Below are 23,504 nucleotides of genomic sequence, written 5' to 3' on the forward strand. Positions count from 1 at the left end.
TCCCCAAGCCCGAAAAAATAGTGCATTGACCTTTAATGTAATTAAATATTATATTATGGTGATCAGCAGGTTGCACCATGATCGGTCGTGCCACGCTGCAGTTACGAGAGAGGGCTCCTGTGAAGCAACATATCGAAGATACCAGCCGCGCCTATTTTCCCACCAGGGGCACGCAGTGGAGCGAGGTCAAGCAGCAGCTTGCGGCGTTCAAGGACCGGGACATCGGCCAGAACCAAGGGCGCCTGAACGTCTATTGCCATCAGGGTACGCCGGAACTGCAGACCATCCGCGATGAAGCCTACACCATGTTCTCTCACGGCAACGCGATGCTGGGTGGCTTCATGGAAGGCAGCGGTACGATGGAGGCAGAGGTTCTCCGCATGGCGCTGGAAATCCTCAATGGTGCGGAAAACGGCGTTGGCTTTATCACCACCGGCGGCACGGAAAGCATTTTTTGCGCAATGCATGCTGCGCGCGAATGGGCTCTGGTCAATCGGCCCGTGCCTGGCAAACCGGAAATCATCACGCCCTATTCGGCGCATGCCGCCTTCGACAAGGCGTGTCACTTTCTGGGCATGAACATCGTACGCGTGGCGCTGGGCGATGATCTCTATGCCGATGTTGCCGCGATGGAAGCGGCCGTTACCGAAAATACGATCGCGATCATGGGATCCGCACCGTGCTGGCCATATGGCCTGATCGATCCGATCACGGAAATCGCGGCGGTCGCGATGCGCCACAACCTGTGGATGCATGTCGATGCCTGCGTCGGTGGCTACATCAACCCGTGGCTGGAACGGCTGGGCTACGACATTCCAACATTCGACTTTCGCGTCCCCGGTGTCCGCTCGATGTCGGCCGATCTTCACAAACACGGTTATGCGGCGAAACCCTGCTCCACGGTCCTCTACAGTTCCAAGGACGCGGAAACCTACCACTATGTCCCGGTCGATAACTGGCCGATCGGCGAGTACAGAACGGCTGGAATGGTGGGCAGCCGCCCCGCCGGCTCGATCGCCACCGCCTGGGCTGTGATGAACGTCCTGGGTGAGGAGGGCTACATCGAGATGGCCCGGCAGTGCATGGCGGTGAAAGAGCGACTGGTTGAAGGCATCGAGAAAATCGAAGACCTCAAATGTCTCAAGAACGATTCTACAATGATCTACTTCCGGTCGGAGACGCTCGACATGATGACAATCATGGGCGGTCTGTCCGAACGCGGATACTTCCCGTTCGGGGTTTTCAACCCGCCGATGCTGCAACTGGTCCCGGAGCCCACCTCGGATGAGGTGATCGACGATTACCTGAGAACGCTCGCCGAGGTCGTTACCGGGGTCAAGGACGGCACCATCACCTCGACTGCTCTGGCACGATACACGTGAAGGCCTGACGAGGGAGGCAAGCCCATGTTGTTTAAACTGGTCATCTGGCTGCTCAGCCGCCGGATCGGAAAGCTGATGCGCAGCGACAGGGATTTTCGCTACGCCGTACGCGACAAGAATCTCGTACTTCAATTCGCCCTGCAAAATGGTGAGGCCGTTCGCTATCTGGATTTCGAGAGGGGCGTTTATCGAACCGCTGGTGGTTGGCATGAAGCGGCCTGCCAGGGCAATGTCGTCAGCTACAAGGGCAAGCGGGTTGCCACATTCTCCTTCGCGTCGGCATGGACAGGTCTGGCACTGCTGATCAAGGGATCGAAGGACAGCGGTGTAATGCTTGCCGCAATGCGCGAAAAGACATTGATCGTGAAAGGCGACTTCACGCTTTTCATATGGTTTGGATGGCTGGCAGACCAGCTTTAGGCATCCGTCGAACTCCGACCCGACGAAACGACCGGACTCGAACCCTTGCGCGGCAAGGAGACACATCCGGTTTCGCGCGTGCAATCGACGAAAATTCACCGGCCAGGTTGGGCAATCCCGACCTGGCCGGTGCGTATTTGTGCTCAGGGGGAACGGATTCAGCAGTTTTTTATGGATTCATAAAATTAACGCGCTATATTGGTGTCGTAACGAACCAGGATAGGCAACGGATCATGCTTCAAGAAACCCACGACAGCCGGGATGGTGCCGACGGCATCCGACCCGCCTTCCTCGCGCATATCGTGCTGCGTACCGGCCAGCCGAAGGCGATGATCGACTGGTACAAGTCGGTCCTCAATGCCTCGATCGTACATGCGAACGATCAGGTAACCTTCCTGACCTACGACGATGAGCATCATCGTATAGCGATCGCCCACGTGCCGATCCTCGGCAGGCGCGCAAAACACCGGGCGGGCGTTGATCATGTCGCTTTCACCTATGCCAACCTGCCGGATCTGCTCACCCATTTTGCGCATCTGCGGAGCATGGGCATCGAACCGATCTGGTCCATCAACCATGGCCCGACCACGTCGCTCTATTACGAAGATCCGGACAGGAACGTGCTGGAACTCCAGGTCGACAATTTTTCCTCGCTGGAGGAAATCGCCGAGTGGATGGAGGGCGGTGACTTCAACGAGAACCCGATAGGTGTCGATTTCGATCCAGTCGAACTCAAGCGTCGTCTCGATTCAGGTGAAGACATCAAGGTGCTGACGGCTCGCCCGCGAATTGGCGAACGCAGCGCCAGCAGCATCCCGAAGGCCTATCTTGGGCGGTTTGCAAGCCTTGCCGTCCGCACAGCGAAGGCTCTTGGCGCGAAGGTTTAGCAGATGATCGCGAAACAGAAATCCCCGCCGCCCGCTGTGACGGTGGTCGGCTCGGGCCCGGTCGGCGCGACGCAGGCCCTGCTTCTTGCCCGCCAGGGAATCGATGTCACCCTGATCGAGCGCAAGGGCGCGCCGACAATGCACCCGGCCGCCCATATCCTGAACGCCAGGGCGATGGAGATCTGGGAGACCATCGACGCGAACCTTCCAAGCAAGATTGCGCGGGCCGGCCGCACGATCAGTGCGGTCCCAAGCGTGAAGTGGCAATACTCGCTGCTTGGCAAGACCATCGGTGCGGTCCGGATATTCGACAATCGGGATATGGAGGAACGCGCGAAAACCCAAAGCAAATGGGAAACCGTGCATCTGGGGCAACACATGCTCGAGCCGATGCTGTGGGAGATGGTGGCGGCGGAACCGCGCATCGATTTTCGCACCCATGCCCTGTGCGCGGGTGTGTCGCAGACTGATAACGGGGTTACAGCCACCGTCGAACAGGGCGGGGCAACCACCACCATCGAAAGCGATTATCTCGTCTCGGCCGAGGGTGCAGCATCGAGCATCCGCGAAGCCCTGGGGATAGAAATGGACGGCCCGATCCTTGCGGAGATGTCCAGCGTATTCTTCAATTGCCCCCTGCCGGATAGCGGTGCCGAACACTCGGCGGTCCTGACATGGATCATCAACGAGGATATCATCGGTCCGGTCATCCATCATGGCAATGGCGATTACGTGCTGATGACCAACTATCTGCCTAGTTTTCAGCCTATAGGAGAGATGGATAACGACTGGTGGAAACCGCGTATCCAGGCCGCGATCGGCGCGCCCGCCGAGGTGACGATCAAGTCGCGAGGTGTGTGGACCATGACCTCGCAGGTCGCACAACGCTATCGCCATGGCCGCGTTTTCCTGATCGGAGATGCCGCCCACCGCTTCCCACCCACCGGGGGATACGGACTGAATACGGGTGTCGGCGATGCTCATAACCTCGCCTGGAAACTGGCCACGGTACTGTTGGACGGCGCATCCCCCGAGCTTCTGGAAAGCTATGAGGTTGAACGCCAGCCCGTTGCCCGGATGGCCGCGCAGCAGAGCGTGGACAATTTCTACAAAATGGATCTCGTAACGCGCCATATCGGTATCGACGCCGATGGCCCGACGAGGCTGGAGAGGGCGCTGAACAAGGCGCCGCTGGCATTGCTGCCCCATTGGCTTTGCAAGAGAATTGCCAAGAGTGCGATGGCTTCCAAAGTGAGGCATGCCGCCCGGAAGCTCGATCCTTCCGCCCCGAACCACGCCAGGCTGGTTAAGGAGATGGAGAAGGATTTCGACAGTCAGGCCGCGCATTTCATGGCACGCGGGGTCGAGCTGGGATTCACGTACAGCGACGGGATCGTCCTGCCGGAACAGAGTCCGAAGCCCATAAGGGGTGACGGCATTCGCGAATACGAGCCTTCCACCTGGCCGGGTGGCCGCCTGCCTCTCGCAAAGCTGGAAGGCGATGCCACCGAAACGACCACGCTGGACATTCTGGCGAGCCGTTCGCTTTCTCTGCTCACAACCCCCGACCATGCTGCGCACTGGAAAGAACTGGTCGCGGGCGCGAAGCTGTTCGATCTGCCGATAGAGGTGATGAGCTGCCACCTGAGCGATAGTGCACAGTGGAGAACGATCTTCGATCTCGAGGCGGGTGGAGCGGTCATCGTTCGGCCCGACGGCCATGTTCTCTGGCGGACGCGTGGGAGCGATGCCGCCGAACAATGGGAGCGGCTTTTGCAGCATGGGGAAGTTTCGCAAGCCAGAAGAGCCGAAACGGTCGATGGCTGAGCCCACACATATCGCGCCATGAGCTGCATGCGCTTTGCCGCGTTGGCGGATGTGGCAATGGGCCGTATAGCGTCATAATGACGAAGTCAGGACAAGGTGAGACCAACAGGCGGGGCCGCCGCGGCAGCGCCGCCGAACAGGACGGTAACGAAGGAAAGGGGCAGGCAATCAGGGAGCGAATCCTGGATTCGGCCCTCGATTTGTTTTCCCGCCACGGCTTCGACGGCGTCTCCCTCAGCGCGATAGCCAAGCATGCCCAGGTGGCGCAGCCGCATCCTTACTACTATTTCAAGGACAAGGCTTCGCTCTGGAAAGCCGCTATCTCGCCACCGTTCGAGGCAGTGCTGCAACAGATAGAGGTGGAGGACGATCTCAAGGATCTGAACGACCACGATCGTTTCGGGGTCCGGCTGAGGCGGATCATCCACGCTTCCATCGACAATATCGCGATGATGAAGATATACCTTCAGGAAAGCGCCACCCCCAGCGCTCGCCTCGACTACATTGTCGACACTTACCTCAAGCCCATCCATGCTTCGCTGGAGGGGGAAATCCACGCGCTGGCCAGGAAGAGCGGCGCCAATCCGGCCTTCATTCTGGCTGGCGTCGTAGGTGCGATACACTTCTTTTTCGGAACGTCCGATCTGCTGACCAGACTGCACGGGTTGGACGTGGCCGACGCCGACACGAGGCGCGCTTACATCGATTTCATCGTGGATCAGGTGCTGCACGCGACATTGGGACGGTGATTCTCAGCTGGTTTCCCAGGCACCCGATCAGGCACGAGCACATGCGGGCATCACCGGTTTTATGAAAGCATAAATTTTGTTGATTAAATCAACAAATAATGGGAGGGTATGCACCACGCCTAAGGACGGGTGGGTGCTGCCTGTTCGGTCGAACCATGCATCAGGGGGTAGCAATGAAGTTCGTAACCTTTCGTGATCCCAAGGGGAGGCCGACGCCCGGTGTCGTAGTTGACGGGAATAGTGCCGTTCTCGATCTGCTTGCCGCAAGCGGCGGACAAATCACCACGGTACTGCAAGTGGTCGAAGGCGGTCCGGCAATGCTCGACAAGGTGCGCGACCTGGCAGCGAATCCGGGTGCGGAGCATATCGTCGCTCTCGACGGGCTCCGGCTGGAAGCGCCGCTGCGCCCCGTTCAGCTGCGGTCCTTCAGCGTCTATGCCCTACATCTCGAGCGATCGTTTCGGGCTGTTGCCAAACACCATTGGAACAAGCTCAAATCCCTGCTTTTCAAAGTGGCGATCAAAATCCCGCCGAAACAGTTTTTCGAGCGGCCCGTCTATTACAAGGGCACAGTGACCAATATCGCTGGCCCACACGACGATATTATTCGCCCTCCCTATGGGGAGAAGCTGGACTACGAACTCGAACTGGCGGTGATAATCGGCAAGAAGGGAAAAGCGATAGCTCCTGCCGACGCGGAAGAGCATGTTTTCGGCTATCTGGTATACAACGACGTCAGTGCCCGCGAACAGTTGTTCGACGAGGTCGGCCCCATGTCCGCCGGTCCCGCCAAGGGGAAGGACTTCGACAACAGCAATATCATCGGCCCGTGGCTGGTAACCCGTGACGAGGTTCTGGACCCGATGAATCTGAAAGCCCGCGTTCGGGTCAATGGTGAAGTGCGCGGCGAATCCTCGACCAGTATGATGTCGCATTCGATAGCCGAGATCATCGCCTATACGTCAACGGGTGAGACTCTCTATCCCGGCGAGATGATTGCCACCGGTGCAATGCCCTATTGCTGCGGCATCGAGGACTGGAAGTTCCTGAACGATGGCGACGAAGTCCAACTGGAGATCGATGGGATCGGGCAGATGACCAACCGCGTTGTACCTGGCTGACGGCCTACTCCGCCAGCCGATATCGGCGATCAGCTTGTTGGGGCGGTATGTCAGTCGTGGCAGCGGCGGCGCTCCAGCGAAAGCTGGAGCCCCCCCCCCCCCCCCCCCCCCCCCCCCCGCCGAAGACTGGCGAACTGCAAGCCGAAGAGATCTTTCGCGTAGTCCATTGCCAGTTGCACGCCGACGTCATCGTGTTCGCAGCCGCCCTAATATCTGTGACCGGGATAACTCTCGGCATATCTATACGTCAGCGCTGAACCTTGGGCGGTAAGGATGGCCTTGTTTGCGATATTCTCAGAGGCGATGAGCTCGATCTGGTTCCGCTATCTCGTATGTTCGTGATGGATGGCAGCTGCAAGACGAATGCCGAGCGCCGTCAAGTTCCGAGGGAATTGTATCATGGAACCTCGATGCCTCTAGCTGGATTGCATGAGTGGTGGCTCACGCCTCGCCATCACCACACACATGGACGCCGTGCGTGATAGCGGCGCCCGCACGCAATGCACCGGCAACGAAAACGGCCTCCGCGATTTCCCGTTCGTTCGCCCCGGCTTCGATTGCTCGCCCGCGATGAAGTTCCAGGCAATAGGGGCATTGTGTAGTCAAGGCGACCGAGACTGCGATAAGTTCCTTGTATTTGGCCGGTATCGCACCGTCTTTCAGCGCTTCCCGGTCAAATCTCTGAAATGCCTCCCAAGCCTCTGGCGCGAGTTTGCCCATAGTCTGCAGATTTCCAAGACGCTTCATATCATACATTGTGTTGTCCCTTATACCGAACGACGGTGCGGAATGTGTTTCGATTCGGAAAAAGTGCCGCCGCTTCATAAAAGCGGCGGCGCAGTGGAGAGGCTCGACCACTCGGCCAGATCAGAACCTCATCCGAGCTCCGATCAGAAAAGTGCGGCCATTGCTGTCGAAGCGACCGCCGCCGCCACCCCAAACGAAGGGGTGATCGGGCGGAGAGACATCAAAGACGTTATTGATGCCTGCCGATATCTGGAACACCTCAGTGACGTCCAGCGACACGTACAGATCATTGTAGATCCGAGACGGTATGCTGTCGAAGCCTTCGGGATAGGATTCCGGTCCGGCCTGCTGGTTATCCGTCCTGCTCGCCGACCTGAAGTTGGTGAACCAGTTCACATGCAACTTGTCGAGATTGTAGCTGAAGCTGGCATTGAAGCGCCAATGCGGGAGGGCACTCTCTCCGGCGAAAATAAAGACCGTATCGGGATCGTCCGGATCGGGCTGACTGTTGTTCTTGTGGAGGTAGGTACCATTCACATTGATTACGAAATCACCCGGCAGACCGCCGATGATATTATCGAGATCGTTGAAGTAACGCACATTGAAATCGACGCCCGAGGCTTCGCGCTTACCGAAATTGACGAAGGTATTTTCGACCAGCGAGATCTGGAACTCGTTCGGATGCCCAGCCGGAAAGCGTTCGGTCAGGCGGCAGAATGGGTTATCAATCGTCTCCGCATCGACACAAGCATTGACCAGATCCTGCAGAGGCAGGGTCGAGATCGCCCCTTCCAGATCGATTTGCCAATAGTCCACGGCGATCGACAGATTAGGGATGAAACGCGGCTCCAGCACCGCCCCGATCGTCAGAGAATTCGCCGTTTCCGGTGCGAGGTTCGGATTACCACCGGTGCGCTGGCGCTTGGTGATGATCTGCGGATCCTCATATCCCACCGGAATTCCCAACGCGGCGCAATTGGCTGCGCGCTGCGGCGTATCCCCGATGCGCGATGCATTACACGGATCGACGGGACTGACCGCACCGATATCTCCGGGCGAAAACAGGTCGGTCAGTGTCGGCGCGCGGACGCTTCTTGAGCGTGACACACGGAAACGGATATCGGAGATCGGCGACCAGACGCCGCCCGCCTTCCAGGTCCAGGTGCTGCCGAGGGGAAGGTTATAGTCGGAATAGCGTACCGCGCCTTCGATCTGCAGCTTTTCGAAAAACGGCTTACCTTCGAGGATCGGCACGACCGTCTCGGCAAAGACCTCAGCGACCGCGAAATCCCCATCTTCAGGCGGAGAGAAGGTTTGCAGCAGCAGCGATTGGCGCCTGATATCGTCGCGGAACTGGACCTTCTCCTTGCGATATTCGACACCAGCGGCCAGTCCCACCGGGCCGGCAGGAAGGTCGAACAGCGAACCGGTAACCGTCGCGCCGGCCAGCTGCTGTTCGATTTTCGAAGTTTCGACGGGCTCGGCAAACAGCCACTGCCGGAATGTGGGATCGGTTATCTGGTTTTCCGGACCCAATGCGCGCAACGGCTGGCAACCGGCGGCACGTGCATTCAAGTCGCGGCAGACCGGTGCGCCGGTAACCGGGTCGGATATCACATCGAAAGCCTGCAGCAGACGTTCCGCGTAGACGGTATTGGTGACCCGCGCGCTCACCTTGGTTTGTCCGTATTGATAAAAGGCGTCGAAGTCCCAGCCATCGAACAAGGTTCCTTCGAACCCGCCAATCGCCGACACCACCTGCCTTGTGGCATAGCTTGTCCGACGCCCCAAATCTTCTAGCGTGCGATTGACCCCGATCGACGTGATCGGAGCGAGACGAGGGTTGTTCGCCGGATCGTCAATCTGCGCCTGAGTTAGGGGAATGACGCTGTTCGGGTCGTCCATGAACGCAGTGACGCTGGGATGCAGAAGCGGATTATCGCGAGTTAGCCTGATGGCGAAGTCACGGAACGGCAAGAAGGGTGCCTGAGCACCGCCATGGGCCTTGATCTTCGAAGCATCGAACTGGCCATAGAACTGAACCGCCGGAGTAATGTCGTAAGTTACGCGCCCGAAACTCGTGAAGCGTTCGAAATCGCTGATCAGGGTGGTGAAATTTTCAAAACGGAACCCGTCACCGCCCTGTGCGCGAACATCCGCAAAACAACCCACGGCATAACATTGCGCGCTGTCGTTCTGGATCGGCCTCAAGCCGTTCTCATCGGCAGTGAACCTGTTGAAGCGGAGTGGATCCCCGGAGTTGAAAAGCCGGGACTGGTCGCTATTCACAATGGTCCTGTCGAAAGGAACATTGGGGTTGAAGAAGTAGAACCCACCGGTCGCCGGATATGTCGCAGTAACCACATCCCGCACGACAATCCGGTCGGGAATGCCATCGTTAAGGCCGGTGTCCAAGCGGTTCGTCCGGAATTGCGACACCCGCAAGCCACGCGAGAAATCGCGGTCCTGACCATCGAGACGATCCGTTTTGGTATAGGTAAGAGCAAACACGGCATTACCACGACCGCCGCCGAAATTGCCGCCACCGACGATGTCGAAGTCGTATCCGCCACCACCGCCGAGCTGTTCGGGAATGCGCATCCGACCGGATAGCTGCAGCCCGTCGAAATCCTCTTTCAGAATGATGTTAGTGACGCCCACGACCGCATCGGCACCATAAATTGCCGAAGTTCCGCCCGTGAGAATTTCCACCCGTTCGACCAGCGCATTGGGAATGGCGTTGACATCGGCCGTGCTCGAAGTGACGTCCCCAGGTACGCGGCGCTTGCCGTTCACCAGCGTCAGCGATCGATCGACACCGAGACCGCGCATACTGATGAACCCGGCGCCGACATCGACGCTATCACCCGTGTTCTGCAGGCCCGTACCCACCGCGATCGCCGGATTGCGCTGCAGGATGTCACTCAGGGCATTCTGGCCCGAGCTTTCGATCATCGTTGAATCTATGACCGAAACCGGCGCGGTTTGGTCAAACTCGTCGCGGGCGATGCGCGAGCCGGTGACGACGATCGTGGCACCCGCATTCTCATCCTGCTCAGTAGTCGGCAGGACATCGATCTCTTCCTCCTCAGGCTCCGTGTCTGGCTTCTGCGTCTGCGCAGCCGCACTCTGCCCGATCACGGCCAGCGTCGCGGCACCGGCCAGCAAGCCGGCGCGAACCGGGCGCTTCACATTTCTGGTATTCGATGACATTATTCCCCTCCCCTACATAATTGTTCTTCCCGCTCTTCATCGCGAGCGGTGTTTACGTGTCGCTGTCGCGAACCTCCTCCGCATTTATCTCGCCCAATAGCTCGACCGGATTGGCCAGGGTCATGGCGTTGGGGCTGTGGCTCTCCGCCTGCTGCCGGAGCGCTTCGAAAGTCTCGGGCGAGGCGTCGCCGCGCACATCGATCCGATAGCGAATGGCCGAGAAGCCGACCGGGGCGCTGCTCTCCATTCCGAGAAAGCCGTGAAGGTCGAGATCGCCCTCGACATTGATCGACAGATGCTCGAGCTGAATGCCCTTCGCGGTCGCTCCAGACACGAAAGCCATCATCATGCAGGCGCCGAAGCCCGACAGCAGATATTCCTGCGGATTGGGCGCATGGTTCGAGCCAAGAAGCTGACGGGGCTCGTCAATCGACCACGAGAAATTGCGGCTTACAGTATGCGGCCCGATTTTCATCGGAGAGGCTTCCGCAGAGCTTCGCGCTCCGCTTTGCCATGCAAGTCTTACGCCGTAGGAGGCCTCCGCTTCCTCAGGCGACGTCTTCACTTCGTTTACGAACTCGCTCAACGCGCAGACGGAGATGTTATTGTTCAAGCGCTCGCCTCTCTGGTTGGACGGATTTGATCGAATGCCTGGTCGAGATCGGCGATGAGGTCGTCCGGATCTTCAATTCCGACGGACAGGCGAACACATCCCGGCATGATGCCCATCTCCGCGCGTTGCCTTGCGGTGAAGCTGGAGTGGGATGAATTGAACGGGAGACTGACCAGGCTTTCGACACCACCGAGACTGGTGGCACTGCGCGCCAAGGTCATGTTGTCGACAAGATCGAGCGCGGCCACATCGCCGCCTTTCACCTCGAAAGTGACGTTACCCGTCCCACAACGCATCAGTTCTTTCGCCAGGGCGTGATCGGGATGTGTTTCGAGCATTGGATGGAAGACACGCCGGACCTGAGGATGCGCCTCCAGATGAGTTGCGACTGCAAGCGCGGTTTCCGCATGTGCCTTCATCCGCACCGCAAGCGTCTTCAGGCCGCGTTCGAGAAGAAAGCAGGCATGCGGATCGAGGCAGCCACCGAAATTGAGCATGCGAGCCCAAACCTGGTCGATAAGCTTGCGATCGCCCGCCGCGACGCCGGCGACCAGATCGCTGTGTCCGTTGAGATATTTGGTCGCCGAATGCACGACGATATCGACGCCGTACTCAAGCGGCTTGGTAACGATGGGAGTGGAGAAAGTCGCATCGACCACGAGACGAACACCGCGCCTCTCGGCGATATCTCCGAGGCGCTTCAGATCGACGATCTTGAGGAGCGGATTAGTGATCGTTTCGAAATAGAGAACCTGCGTATTGGGACGTATTGCCGCCTCGATCGCGTCATAATCACGCGGATCGACTAGCGTCGCGGTCATGCCGAGATTCGGCAGCTCCATGTTCAGAAAATTGTAGGTCCCGCCGTAGAGCTCGTTCGACGCGACGACGTGTCCGCCGGGATCGAGCAGCGTAAGCAATGTAGTCGAGATCGCCGCCATCCCGGAGGAAAAGACGACCGAAGATTCCGCGCCTTCCAGTGCGGCCAATTTCTCTTGAACAGACCACTGGCTAGGATTGCCATAGCGGGTGTAGATGAACCTATCCCGGGCATAGCCTTGACCAACCGATTGATACTGATCCTCATTCAAGAGAAAGGTGGTGGATTGGTAGATCGGCGTGCCGACACAGCCAGTGACCGCTTCGTTGCCGCTGCCCGCATGTACCGCGAGCGTCTGGTCAGCCATGCCGACGAGTTGATGATCGCTCAGATACGGCCCCGATTTCCGGGATCTGGTCAGCGAGTTCAGCCACGTTTGGTGCTCGGGCCGTATGCCCTCAGCATTCTTATCGCCGCGGATGGGCACTACTTGACGCGTATCGGAGGTGGCACGACCCATCGATCAGAGCCTTCCCGCAGCGCTTCGAGCAGAGAGTAATGAGCGAAGCTGTCGAGCCATGAGGCCGGAAGATTTGAGGGCTGAGATCATTCTCCGAGATGTATTCGGCGTTACACGCAATGGGTTTGCGTTTTCGGAAATGCAGCGTCGGATTCTGGTAGATTTCTTATCGTATCCCGTTTGTTGCGCAATTTTCTGGCGCACCTGAAACGTTCGCCGAAAGATAGCGGAGGCCTGGCGTTGAATGTCTCGATGCTTGTCAGCCGGATGGGGTGCGTATCGAGGCCGCCGCAGTCCCGAAAGATAACGTGCTGGTCTCTACGAACGCAAAAACTGGATGCGACCGGTCCCGGCAGGCTCGTCGCCATCTCGGGCGGGATGCGGTCGTTGGACGTCCGCACAGCCGGATATCTCGACGGAGGAGCAAAGGAATTACATCTTGATCATGGTCGGGTAGAGAATTCTCGCATGGTTAAAGCAGGCAAGAAAAATACCGGTTCGTCTAAAGGGCCTTCCGCATCGTTCGCGGTTGCAAGTCGCCGCTTACGTAAACGCCGGTTGGCTGTTTGACGCAGCCATAGGCAAATCCGCTGTCGATGCCCGAGACACCGGCCAGATTGTGCAGTTCGGTGCGGACGAACTCCTCGTAGGATTCGAGATTGTCCATGATTATGTGCAGCAGATAATCATACTCCCCACTGATGAGATAGCATGCGAGCACATTCTCCGAGTTCTGCACTCCGCGCTCGAACTCCGCCACGCCTGTGCGGTTGTGGCGTTCCAGCTTGACGCGAACGAACAGTGTCACCGATTTGCCAAGCTTACTTTGGTCGATGATGGTCGTGTAACCTGCAATCACCCCTGACTCTTCCATCGCCCTGACGCGCCGAAGGCACGGTGACGGGGAGAGGTTGATCCGCTCCGACAGCTCTTGGTTCGTTATACGACCGTTGCGGCGCAGCTCTTGCAGGATTTTTCTATCGTAACCGTCCATTGTCCCTCACCGCAGATTCTGTCTTATAGCGACCATATCGCGGCAATTCTTGCCGGCATCAACCCAGAAGCGAGCGTGTATCTTGTGCAAAGATGGGTATTCGGGACCTAACTGGCCGTTCAGGGCTTGCTGCAATGGCTAATAGAGGCGGGGCTGCGCGCAGCGATCTTGAAACGCGCGCGATCCACGCCGGATACGATCCCGAGGGTGAAGACGGTGCAATCCACCACCGATCCATTTTTCTCGGCCTTCGCGCTCCCGCCCATCGCAGCGGGAATGGGAGTGTGTGCACGAACACAGAAGGGTTATGCCTATTCACGGATATGCCCCCTCGCGAACATTTCGGCCATCATCACGATGGCGGCGGTGAACCGCTTGCTATCGTCGGCCCTGATCTCGCTTAGAAAAGCCATCTCGAATTGCTCCCAGGAGGGGCATTGGACAGGCCTTGGAGGCTTTTTGGAAACTATGAAACTGGCGACTCGCAGGATGGCCCACGAAAATACTTGGCTCGGACGCCTTGGGATGATCCGAGACTCAGCGACCTGGAGCGCCAAGAACCTGAATTACAACGAGAAAGGCAAGGAGAGGCGGCACTCAGGGTCCTCAAGAGGGACTCGCACAGAGGCCAAATTACCTCGATAATTCAAGGAATAAAAGCAAATGGTGCCCAGAAGAGGACTCGAACCTCCACGCCCTTGCGAGCGCCGCCACCTGAAGACGGTGCGTCTACCAATTCCGCCATCTGGGCACACTTGTCGCTGGCCGGTCATCAAAGCACGGCTGCGGGTAGGGGCGCGCCACTAGCGAAGGGGGGCGAGTCCTGTCAACGTCTTTCGCGACCGCCGGAACGCTTGCGGGTGGCCAAGGGTTGAGGCAAGGGGCGCAGCGACAAATTCAGCGACTAGGATACAGGCGATTACGATGGCTAAGAGCGGCGCTTTGGACGGCAAGCTGGTGGTGCTGATGGGTGGCAGCGGCTTCATCGGCAATTACGTGGCGCAAGCGCTGCTGTCGCGCGGCGCGCGGGTACGCATCGCCAGCCGAAACCCCGAAAAAGCATTTAAATTGAAGCCGCTCGCCAATCTCGGCCAGATGCAGTTTGCGCGCTGCGATGCGAGCGATCGCCAGTCGGTCGAGCGTTGCATTGTCGGCGCAGATGCGGTGGTCAATCTGGTCGGGGCCTTCGACGGCGATCTCTACCGTCTGATGGGCGAAGCACCGGGCTGGATGGCCGAGGCGGCCGCGAAGGAAGGTGCCACCGCTTTCGTGCATGTCAGCGCGATCGCCGCCGAGCCCGACGAAGATACCGAGATCGCCTATGCAGGCGCCAAAAAGCGCGGCGAAGAGCGCGTACTGGCCGCTTTCCCCAAGGCGACGATCCTGCGTCCGAGCATCCTGTTCGGCAAGGACGACAATTTCATCAACATGTTCGCCGGGCTCATCTCGGCGCTGCCCATCCTGCCGGTCTTCGCCCCCGATTCGAAGCTGCAGGTGGTGTATGTCGACGATGTCGCCGAAGCAGCGGTACGCGCGCTCGAGGACCCGGGCACGCATGGCGGCAAGACTTACGAGCTGGGCGGGCCCGAACAGCTCTCCATGATGGAAATCAATCAGGCGATTGCCACAGCGCAGAACCGTAATCGCAGCTTCCTGCCCATGCCCGATGCCCTGTCGGCAACCTTCGCAGCGCTGCCCGGCACACCGATGGGCAGCGACCAATGGCAACTGCTCAAGCAGGGCAACGTGGTCTCGGGCGATTTCCTTGGCTTTGCCAAGCTAGGGATCGAGCCCAAGCCGCTTGGCCTGTTCCTCGACAAGTGGATGGTCCGCTATCGCAAGCACGGTCGCTTCAACGAACGGCTGCGCGCTTGAGCTAATCTTCGGTGGTGCTGTCGTCCGCGAGCAGCGCCACGGGCTCGACCAGCAGTTCCGCACCCCTGCTGCCGGTAATGCGGACGCGCGTGCCAGCCTCGGCGTCGGCGCCGCGCGCGATCCATTCGCTGTCACCCACCTTCACTCGCCCCTCGCCATCGGCGATCGCCTGCGTCACCAGCGCGGTCTCGCCCACCAGCCGCCCGGCGCGGTTGTTGAGCAGCGGATCGGAGGAGACGATCGGGCGATCGCGCAGCCAGCGCTTGGCCGAAAAGGCAAAGATCAGCGACAGCGAGACCCAGGCGACGATCTGCAAGGCCAGCGGCGGCGCGGAAATAAAGGCCAGCACCGCGATCCCCAGCGCCGCCATCGCCAGCCAGATGAGGTAAACGCCGGGCACCACCATTTCCAACATGGCCAGCGTCAGGCCGACGATCAGCCAGATCCAATAGGTTTCGACGCCATCCATCACCCGAACGCCTAGCTATCGCGCGAGCGCGGCACGCTGGGCCGCCGCACGGGCGCCGGATCGCGGCTCGGAGGGATCGGGCTGCCGGTATCGACCGTGCCCTCGACATCGTCGAACGTGCCCTTGATCAGCTCGCCGATCCCGCCGAGCGAACCGATCAGTTGTGTGGCTTCGACCGGGAACAGAATGGTCTTGGCATTGGGACTGTCCGCGAATTTCCCTACCGCCTTGGTGTATTCCTGCGCGACGAAATAATTGATCGCCTGATTGCCCGACGAAGCGATGGCATTGGAGACCATCTCGGTCGCCCTGGCTTCCGCTTCGGCCGCGCGCTCACGCGCCTCGGCGTCGCGGAACTGGGCCTCGCGCTTGCCCTCCGCCTCGAGAATGGCGGACTGCTTGCGTCCTTCGGCGCGCAGGATCGAGCTGGTCTTGTCACCTTCGGCCTCAAGGATTTCGGCGCGCTTCAGGCGTTCGGCCTTCATCTGACGCGCCATGGCCTCGGAGATATCGACCGGCGGGCGGATGTCCTTGATCTCGACGCGGGTGATCTTGATGCCCCAGGGCGAGGTGGCATGATCGACCACGCTCAGCAGCCGGGCATTGATCTCGTCGCGCTTCGACAGCGTCTCGTCGAGATCCATCGAGCCCATGACGGTACGCAGGTTCGTGGTCGTCAGCGCGAGGATCGCATTGTGCAGGCCCGACACCTCATAGGCCGCCTTGCCCGCATCGAGCACCTGAAAGAACACCACCGCATCGACGCCGACCATGGCATTGTCCTTCGTGATGATTTCCTGACCCGGAATATCGAGCACCTGTTCCATCATGTTGATCTTGTGCCCGACGCGATCGATGAACGGGATGATCAGGTGCAGCCCCGGTTCGGCCGCCATGGTGAACTTGCCCAGCCGCTCGATCGTATAAACGAAGCCCTGCTTCACCACGCGCACGCCCATTATCAGGAACAGCACGACCAGCAGCACCAGCAATATCAGAACTAGCGAACCACCCAGCATCTCGACCCTCCTATGATCTTACCCATGGTAGCGTGCACAGGGCTGACGGCAAGCGAAAGCGGATCACGGCGCTGCGCCTCAAGTTGCCGCCATATGGACAAGCCCGCGCGGGCGCGTCAGGATAGGTTGCGAAGAGCGACGCAAATGTCGCCGGGGAGAGGATGATGCGAGGGATCGGTTGGGCGGCACTGGCCGCGCTTGGGTTTTCCGGGGCGCTGGCCGGATGCAACATGGCGACGAACGAAAATACCGAAGGCGGGATCGATAATGTCCGTCTGGTCAATGCGGGCGACGATCCAGCCAACTGGATCACGCACGGCAAGACCTATTCCGAACAGCGCTATTCCCCACTCGACCAGATCAACCGCGAGACTGTCGGCGAACTGGGGCTCGCCTGGTCCGCCGATATGGACACCGCGCGCGGACAGGAAGCGACGCCGCTGGTGATGGACGGCAAGCTCTACGTCACCAGTGCGTGGAGCAAGGTTTTTGCCTTCGACGCGGCCACCGGCGCGCCGCTGTGGAGCTACGATCCACAAGTTCCCGGCGAGACCGGCGTGAAGGTCTGCTGCGATGTCGTAAACCGCGGACTGGCGGCGTGGGGCGAGCATCTTTTCCTCGGCACGCTCGACGGGCGACTGGTCGCGCTCGACCGCGAGACGGGCGACGTGATTTGGGAGAAGGTCACCGTCGACCAATCGCAAAGCTATTCGATCACCGGCGCACCGCGCGTGATCGACGGCAAGGTGCTGATCGGCAATGGCGGCGCCGAATTCGGCGTGCGCGGCTATATCGCTGCCTATGACGCCGAGGATGGCGACGAGCTGTGGCGGTTCTACACTGTGCCGGGCGACGAGGGCGAGGACGCACCCGAATATCTGAAAGCCGCCGCCAAAACCTGGAGCGGCGATGTGCTGGGCAGCGAGAGCGGCATCGGCGGGGGCGGCACGGTGTGGGATTCGATGGCCTACGATCCCGAACTCGACCTGCTCTATTTCGGCGTCGGCAACGGTAGCCCGTGGAACCGCGCCTATCGCAGCCCCGGCGCAGACGGCGCGGGCGACGGCGACAATCTCTACCTTTCCAGCATTGTGGCGATCCGTCCCGACACCGGCGAATATGTCTGGCACTACCAGACCACACCGGGCGAGACCTGGGACTACACCGCAACGCAGCACATCGTGCTCGCCGACATGGAGATCGACGGGCGGACACGGCAGGTGTTGATGCAGGCGCCCAAGAACGGGTTCTTCTACGTGCTCGACCGCGCGACCGGTGAGTTTGTCAGCGCCGAGCCCTATATTCCGCTCAACTGGGCGACAGGCATGGACGAAAACGGTCGCCCGATCGAAAACCCCGAAACGCGCGTGGACGTGACCGGCCAGCCCGCGCTGGTCATGCCCGGCCCGCTGGGCGGGCACAATTGGCACCCGATGGCCTACCATCCGGGCGAAAACCTCGTCTACATCCCGGCCTTCGAAGCGGCGATGCTCTATGCTCCGCAACCGGACTGGAAGCCCGATCGCAAACGCGGCTTCAATATCGGCTTCGACATGGGTGCCGGCGATCTGCCGCCCGATATGGGCTTCCGCCGCGAAGTGCAGGGCACCATCAAGGGCAAGCTGCTGGCCTGGGACCCGGTCAACCAGAAGGCCAAGTGGACGGTCGAGCATCCCGGCCCGTGGAACGGCGGCGTGCTGGCGACCGGCGGGGGCCTTGTCTTCCAGGGCAATTCGGGCAGCGAATTTTCCGCCTATGACAGCTCCACCGGCAACAAATTGTGGAGCTTCGCCGCGCAGACCGGCGTGGTCGCTCCGCCGATCACCTACACCGTGAACGGCGAGCAATATGTCGCCGTGCTGGCAGGCTGGGGCGGTGCTTTCGCTCTCACCGCCGACGGCACACTGATCGACCAGATGCATCCGGTGCGAAACATCAGCCGCCTGCTCGTGTTCAAGATCGGCGGCACGGCCGAACTTCCGGCCGAACCCGCGCTTGCGGCAGCCCCGCTCGATCCTCCGCCGAGCCGTGCGAGCGCCGCCACGATCGAGTTGGGGCGCGAGAAATACGCGCGCTATTGCTCGGTCTGTCATGCGCCGGGCGCGGTGGGTTCGACCGTGCTACCCGACCTACGTCGCTCGGGTGCGCTCGACAACCGGCAGGCCTGGCAGCAGATCGTCCACGAAGGGGCGCTGCAGGGCAACGGCATGGCCAGTTTCGAGGGCTCGCTGACGCCTGAAGAAATCGAGGCGATCCGCGCCTATGTGATAAAGCGCGCCAATGAGGACAAGGAAATGGAGAACGCCCGTGCGGCCAATCGCGTCGCGCGGCGCTGATCAGCCGCTGAAGACCACCGTGCGCTGACCGTTGAGGAGCACACGCTCCTCCAGGTGAAGCCGCACGGCCTCGGCCAGCACGCGGCTCTCGATATCGCGGCCCTTGCGAACAAGTTCGTCGGGCGTGTCGGCATGGCCGATGCTTTCCGCGTCCTGGTGAATGATCGGCCCCTCGTCGAGGTCGGCTGTGACGTAATGCGCGCTCGCCCCAATCATCTTGACCCCGCGCTCATAGGCCTGGTGATAGGGCTTGGCGCCTTTGAACCCCGGCAGGAAACTGTGGTGGATGTTGATGCAGCGCCCGGCGAAATGGGCCGCCTGTTCATCCGAGAGGATCTGCATGTAGCGCGCCAGGACGATCAGTTCCGCGTCGGTGTCCTCGGCGATGGTTCTCACCTGCGCTTCCTGTTGGGCCTTGGTCTCGCGCGTGATCGGCAGGTGGAGGAAAGGGATGTCGCCGAGATGCGTGTGTTCGATCGCCTCGCGCGGATGATTGGAAACAATCGCCACCGGCTCCATCGGCAGTTCGCCGATACGCCAGCGGTAGAGCAGGTCGGCGAGGCAGTGGTCGAACTTGCTGACCATGATCAGCACACGGCGCGGGCGGTCGCGCAGCGCGAGCTTCCAGTCCATCGAATACTCGCCGGCAAGCGACGCGAACTCGGCGCGGATCGTCTCGCGCGAGGTGTCGCCAGGATCGAATTCGACGCGCATGAAGAAGGCATCGCTGGCGCGGTCATTGAACTGTTGCGCCTCGAGGATATTGCCGCCTCGCTCGAACAGGAAGGTTGTGACGCGCGCGGTGATTCCCGGACGGTCGGTGCAGGACAGTGTGAGGACCAGCGGTTGTGTCATGGTGGCCCTCCTCACTCGACTGCCGCTGCCAAGGCAAGCGCAATCCGGCTTGGCCCGGAGCAATAGGGACTTGGACAGCTATCCCGGACCAGCCGAGTGGCCCCTCAGCGCCGGGTAAGCGCTTCCTCGCTTTGCGCCATCAGCTTGCCGATGATGACCGCGACCGGCTCTTCTTCCTTGAGCATGCCGACAGACTGACCTGCCATCAGGCTGCCATTTTCGACATCGCCATCGATAACCGCGCGGCGGAGCGCGCCAGCCCAGTAATGCTCGATCTGCAATTGGGCCTCGGCCATCGCGATGTCCTCGCGGTCGAGGATCGCGGCGACTTCGCGCTGCTTGGCGGTAAACTCTTCGGTGCCCTTGTTCTTGAGCGCGCGCACCGGGATTACCGGCAGGCGCGGGTCGACCTGGACGCTGGCAATCGCATCGCGGGCACTGGCGCGAAAGAAGGCTTTCTTGAAGTCCGGATGGGCGATGCTCTCGCACGCGCAGGCGAAGCGCGTGCCGAGCTGGACGCCCGCCGCGCCCATTTCGAGGTAGCCCGCAATGGCTTGTCCGCGACCGATACCGCCAGCGACGAAGATCAGGTGATCCTCGGCCAGTTCGGGGAGCATTTCCTGCGCCAGCACGCTGGTCGAAACCGGGCCGATATGGCCGCCTGCTTCCATGCCCTCGATCACCAGCGCGTCGGCGCCCGAGCGCAGCAGCTTCTTCGCCAGCGCCAGGGTTGGTGCGAAACAGATGACCTTGGCCGGATGGTCGCCGCCCTTGATCGCCTCGACACTACCCTTGGGCGGGATGCCCCCGGCCAGCACGACATGGCTCACACCAGCCTTATCGCAGACCTCGATAAGGTCGAAAAGCTGAGGATGCATGGTGATGAGGTTCACGCCGAAAGGTTTGTCGGTCAGCTTTTGCGTCTCGGTAATTTCTGTCTCGAGCAGCTCGGGCGTCATCGCTCCGCAGGCAATCACGCCGAAGCCGCCCGCATTGGAAATGGCCGAAACCAGATTGCGTTCGGACACCCAGCTCATCGCGCCGCACAGGATAGCGGTTTCGCTGCCGAGAAAATCTGCGCCGCGCTGCATCAGGCGGGCGGTCTTGGGATAGTCGTTCATCCGCAGGGCGCTTAAGCCCGGCTCGCCGTTACGGCAAGCCGGGATGCATCAATCGCCATAGACGATCCGCACCCGGTGCGCCGCATCGCGCGCCTTGCGACGGGCCTCGTCGGTATCGCCTGCGCTCGCCAGTGCCACACCCATGCGGCGGTAGGGGCGGCTGGTCGGCTTGGCGAAGATGCGCAAATCGGCGCCATCGGCCATGGCTTCGGCGAGGCATTCATAGGACAGGCTGGCGCTGTCGCGCTCGGCAAGGATGACGGCGCTGGCGGCGGGGCGCGCGCGCAACTCGGCAGGGATCGGCAGGCCCATCACCGCGCGGGCGTGGAGATCGAATTCGGTCAGATTCTGGCTGACCAGCGTCACCATGCCGGTATCGTGCGGACGCGGCGAAAGCTCGGAGAAGATCACCTCCTCGCCCTTCACGAAGAACTCGACCCCGAACAGGCCATAGCCGCCCAGATCGTCGACCACCGTTTTCGCCATGTCCTGCGCCTTGGCGATCGCGGCATCGGACATGGGCGTCGGCTGCCAGCTTTCCTGATAATCGCCGCGCTCCTGCCGGTGGCCGATGGGCGGGCAGAAGGTGACGCCGCCTCGGTGCCGCACGGTCAACAGAGTGATTTCGTAGTCGAAATCGACAAATTGCTCGACGATAACCCGCTGCCGGTCGCCCCGCATATTGGCGTGAGCATAGTCCCAGGCCGCCTCAAGATCCTCTTCGCGGCGCACGGTCGACTGGCCCTTGCCGCTCGACGACATGACCGGCTTGATCACACAGGGAAACCCGGTGTGCTTCGCAGCGGCCCTCACCTCTTCCAGGTTCTTGGCGTAGCGGTATTTCGAGGTGACGAGGCCCAGCTCGTTCGCCGCGAGGTCGCGGATGGCATCGCGGTTCATCGTCAGCTGCGCCGCCCGCGCCGAGGGGACGACGGTAAAGCCCTCCTCCTCCAATTCGGCCAGCACCGAGGTTCGGATCGCCTCGATTTCGGGCACGATATAGTCGGGCCGGTGCTTCTCGGCCGCCTCGCGCAGCTTCTCGCCATCGAGCATGGAGAACACTTCGCGCGCATCGGCAAGCTGCATCGCAGGCGCGTGGTCATAGGAATCGCAGGCGATCACATAGGCCCCGAGCCGCTTGGCCGAGATCACGAATTCGCGCCCCAGCTCGCCCGAACCGAGCAGAAGGATTCTCACAGTGTGGCTCACGCCGCCTCGTCCGCGGCATCCAAGCCATATGCCGTGTGCAGCACGCGAACCGCCAGTTCGGTTTCGTCCTCGTCGATCAGTACGCTGACCTTGATTTCGCTGGTGGTGATCGCCTGGATGTTAATCCCGCGATCGGCCAGGGCAGAGAACATCGTGCTGGCGACGCCCGCATGGCTTTTCATCCCCACGCCGACGACGCTGATCTTGGCGATCTTGCTGTCGGTAATCAGGCGGTTGTAACCGATATCCTCGCGCTTATCCTCAAGCAGCGCCTGCGCACGCGCGAGGTCGGCCTGCGGAACGGTAAAGGTCACGTCGGTCTCACCCTTGTCGCGGCCGACGTTCTGGATGATCATATCGACATTGATGCTGGCCGCTGCCAGCGGCTCGAAGATATGGGCCACCGCGCCGGGCTTGTCGGGCACACGGGTGAGGATCACCTTGGCCTCGTTCTTGTCATGCGCGATGCCGGTCACGTGCTGGCGTTCCATATCGCCCTTCTCCACCAGTTCGTTCATTTCTTCCTCCGACACGATCATCGTGCCGGGGTATTCGTCGGCAGGGATGGCATCCTCGCCGACGAAGCTGGAGAGAACCTGCACGCGCACGCCCTCTTTCATCGCAAGCCCGACCGAGCGCGTCTGGAGCACCTTGGCCCCCACGCTCGCGAGCTCGAGCATTTCTTCATAGGTTACCGCCTTCTGCTTCTTCGCCTTGGCGACGATGCGGGGGTCGGTGGTGTAGACGCCGTCGACGTCGGTGTAGATGTCGCAGCGATCGGCCTTGATCGCCGCCGCAACGGCCACTGCCGATGTGTCCGACCCACCACGCCCCATGGTGGTGATGCGGTTCATTTCGGAAACGCCCTGAAATCCGGGAATGACGGCGATCTCGCCTGCTTCAAGCGCTTCGATCAGCGCCGGGGAATCGATCGTCTCGACACGCGCTTTGGAATGGCTTTCGACTGTGCGCACGGGCAGTTGCCAGCCGAGCCAGCTCCGCGCCTTGCAGCCCAATGATTGCAGGGTGAGTGCCAGCAGGCCGCTGGTCACCTGCTCGCCGCTGGCGACAACCACGTCGTATTCCGCCGGATCGTAGAGTGCATTGGCCTCGCGGCAGAAATTGACCAGCCGATCGGTTTCGCCCGCCATTGCGGAAACCACCACGGCGACCTCGTGTCCGCGCGCCGCCTGTTTGCGCACGATATTCGCCACGCGCCGAATGCGCTCGGTCCCCGCCATGGAGGTGCCGCCGAATTTCATCACGATACGGGCCAAGCGCTGGGGTCTCCGTGCTGGAATTACCGGGATACGGCTGCTAGCCAGAG

General features: G+C 60.6%; 20 protein-coding genes and 1 tRNA gene. 8 read left to right on the plus strand and 13 right to left on the minus strand.

Annotated elements, in window-relative coordinates:
- Positions 1 to 119 precede the first annotated feature (119 nt).
- The 6 genes from L5849_RS07880 (at position 120) to L5849_RS07905 (ending at position 6,386) form a co-directional block, all read left to right on the plus strand.
- Positions 120 to 1,382 carry an aminotransferase class V-fold PLP-dependent enzyme gene (locus L5849_RS07880; RefSeq protein ID WP_236925133.1) on the plus strand — a complete coding sequence of 421 codons (1,263 nt, stop codon included), beginning with the start codon at positions 120 to 122 and terminating at the stop codon, positions 1,380 to 1,382.
- A 24-nt stretch (positions 1,383 to 1,406) separates the two neighbouring features.
- Complete coding sequence (locus L5849_RS07885; protein ID WP_236925134.1) at positions 1,407 to 1,802, plus strand: hypothetical protein; 396 nt, start codon at positions 1,407 to 1,409, stop codon at positions 1,800 to 1,802.
- A gap of 233 nt (positions 1,803 to 2,035) precedes the next feature.
- Positions 2,036 to 2,689: a VOC family protein gene (locus tag L5849_RS07890; RefSeq protein WP_236925135.1), complete on the plus strand. Its 654-nt coding sequence runs from the start codon at positions 2,036 to 2,038 to the stop codon at positions 2,687 to 2,689.
- 3 nt (positions 2,690 to 2,692) lie between these two features.
- On the plus strand, positions 2,693 to 4,516 hold the full coding sequence (locus tag L5849_RS07895; protein WP_236925136.1) for an FAD-dependent oxidoreductase: 1,824 nt from the start codon (positions 2,693 to 2,695) through the stop codon (positions 4,514 to 4,516).
- A 77-nt stretch (positions 4,517 to 4,593) separates the two neighbouring features.
- A complete protein-coding gene (locus L5849_RS07900) occupies positions 4,594 to 5,265 on the plus strand; it encodes a TetR/AcrR family transcriptional regulator (RefSeq protein ID WP_236925137.1) in 672 nt (223 codons plus the stop codon).
- Between the two features lie 173 nt (positions 5,266 to 5,438).
- The gene (locus L5849_RS07905) at positions 5,439 to 6,386 is read left to right on the plus strand and encodes a fumarylacetoacetate hydrolase family protein (protein WP_236925138.1); all 948 of its coding nucleotides are present in this window, start codon (positions 5,439 to 5,441) and stop codon (positions 6,384 to 6,386) included.
- A 206-nt stretch (positions 6,387 to 6,592) separates the two neighbouring features.
- On the opposite strand, the gene L5849_RS16145 is transcribed toward L5849_RS07905, so the two are convergent.
- The 7 genes from L5849_RS16145 to L5849_RS07935 form a co-directional block, all read right to left on the minus strand.
- Entirely contained in the window at positions 6,593 to 6,700 is a 108-nt protein-coding gene (locus L5849_RS16145) for a hypothetical protein (RefSeq protein WP_368735731.1), read from the minus strand.
- A 127-nt stretch (positions 6,701 to 6,827) separates the two neighbouring features.
- On the minus strand, positions 6,828 to 7,142 hold the full coding sequence (locus tag L5849_RS07910) for a carboxymuconolactone decarboxylase family protein (RefSeq protein ID WP_236925139.1): 315 nt from the start codon (positions 7,140 to 7,142) through the stop codon (positions 6,828 to 6,830).
- Positions 7,143 to 7,253: 111 nt separating this feature from the next.
- Positions 7,254 to 10,346, minus strand: coding sequence for a TonB-dependent receptor domain-containing protein (locus L5849_RS07915; protein WP_236925140.1), 3,093 nt, complete (start codon positions 10,344 to 10,346; stop codon positions 7,254 to 7,256).
- A gap of 52 nt (positions 10,347 to 10,398) precedes the next feature.
- A complete protein-coding gene (locus L5849_RS07920; RefSeq protein WP_236925141.1) occupies positions 10,399 to 10,821 on the minus strand; it encodes an OsmC family protein in 423 nt (140 codons plus the stop codon).
- Positions 10,822 to 10,955: 134 nt separating this feature from the next.
- Positions 10,956 to 12,146, minus strand: a complete 1,191-nt coding sequence (locus tag L5849_RS07925) for a PLP-dependent aspartate aminotransferase family protein (RefSeq protein ID WP_236925142.1) — start codon at positions 12,144 to 12,146, stop codon at positions 10,956 to 10,958.
- A gap of 655 nt (positions 12,147 to 12,801) precedes the next feature.
- On the minus strand, positions 12,802 to 13,293 hold the full coding sequence (locus L5849_RS07930; protein WP_115415223.1) for an Lrp/AsnC family transcriptional regulator: 492 nt from the start codon (positions 13,291 to 13,293) through the stop codon (positions 12,802 to 12,804).
- A 664-nt stretch (positions 13,294 to 13,957) separates the two neighbouring features.
- Positions 13,958 to 14,044 (minus strand) — tRNA-Leu (locus tag L5849_RS07935).
- A 173-nt stretch (positions 14,045 to 14,217) separates the two neighbouring features.
- Here L5849_RS07935 and L5849_RS07940 point away from each other — a divergent pair.
- On the plus strand, positions 14,218 to 15,168 hold the full coding sequence (locus L5849_RS07940; RefSeq protein ID WP_236925143.1) for a complex I NDUFA9 subunit family protein: 951 nt from the start codon (positions 14,218 to 14,220) through the stop codon (positions 15,166 to 15,168).
- Between the two features lies 1 nt (position 15,169).
- On the opposite strand, the gene L5849_RS07945 is transcribed toward L5849_RS07940, so the two are convergent.
- Together L5849_RS07945 and L5849_RS07950 are read right to left on the minus strand one after the other, a co-directional pair.
- Positions 15,170 to 15,637 (minus strand): NfeD family protein, encoded by a 468-nt coding sequence (locus L5849_RS07945; RefSeq protein WP_255704151.1) that lies wholly within the window; start codon positions 15,635 to 15,637, stop codon positions 15,170 to 15,172.
- A gap of 11 nt (positions 15,638 to 15,648) precedes the next feature.
- A complete protein-coding gene (locus L5849_RS07950) occupies positions 15,649 to 16,656 on the minus strand; it encodes an SPFH domain-containing protein (protein WP_115415241.1) in 1,008 nt (335 codons plus the stop codon).
- Positions 16,657 to 16,820: 164 nt separating this feature from the next.
- Between L5849_RS07950 and L5849_RS07955 the strand changes: the two genes are divergently transcribed.
- On the plus strand, positions 16,821 to 18,992 hold the full coding sequence (locus L5849_RS07955; protein WP_370459184.1) for a PQQ-dependent dehydrogenase, methanol/ethanol family: 2,172 nt from the start codon (positions 16,821 to 16,823) through the stop codon (positions 18,990 to 18,992).
- Here L5849_RS07955 and purU read toward each other — a convergent pair whose 3' ends face one another.
- The 4 genes from purU to L5849_RS07975 form a co-directional block, all read right to left on the minus strand.
- Positions 18,993 to 19,847, minus strand: coding sequence for a formyltetrahydrofolate deformylase (gene purU, locus L5849_RS07960; RefSeq protein WP_236925145.1), 855 nt, complete (start codon positions 19,845 to 19,847; stop codon positions 18,993 to 18,995).
- Between the two features lie 104 nt (positions 19,848 to 19,951).
- Complete coding sequence (locus L5849_RS07965) at positions 19,952 to 20,968, minus strand: nitronate monooxygenase family protein (RefSeq protein WP_236925146.1); 1,017 nt, start codon at positions 20,966 to 20,968, stop codon at positions 19,952 to 19,954.
- Between the two features lie 48 nt (positions 20,969 to 21,016).
- Positions 21,017 to 22,177: a formate-dependent phosphoribosylglycinamide formyltransferase gene (gene purT, locus L5849_RS07970; protein ID WP_236925147.1), complete on the minus strand. Its 1,161-nt coding sequence runs from the start codon at positions 22,175 to 22,177 to the stop codon at positions 21,017 to 21,019.
- Entirely contained in the window at positions 22,174 to 23,454 is a 1,281-nt protein-coding gene (locus tag L5849_RS07975) for an aspartate kinase (RefSeq protein ID WP_236925148.1), read from the minus strand. The genes purT and L5849_RS07975 overlap by 4 nt, the downstream gene beginning before the upstream one ends.
- Positions 23,455 to 23,504 lie beyond the last annotated feature (50 nt).

The organism is Erythrobacter sp. SN021 (assembly GCF_021864455.1).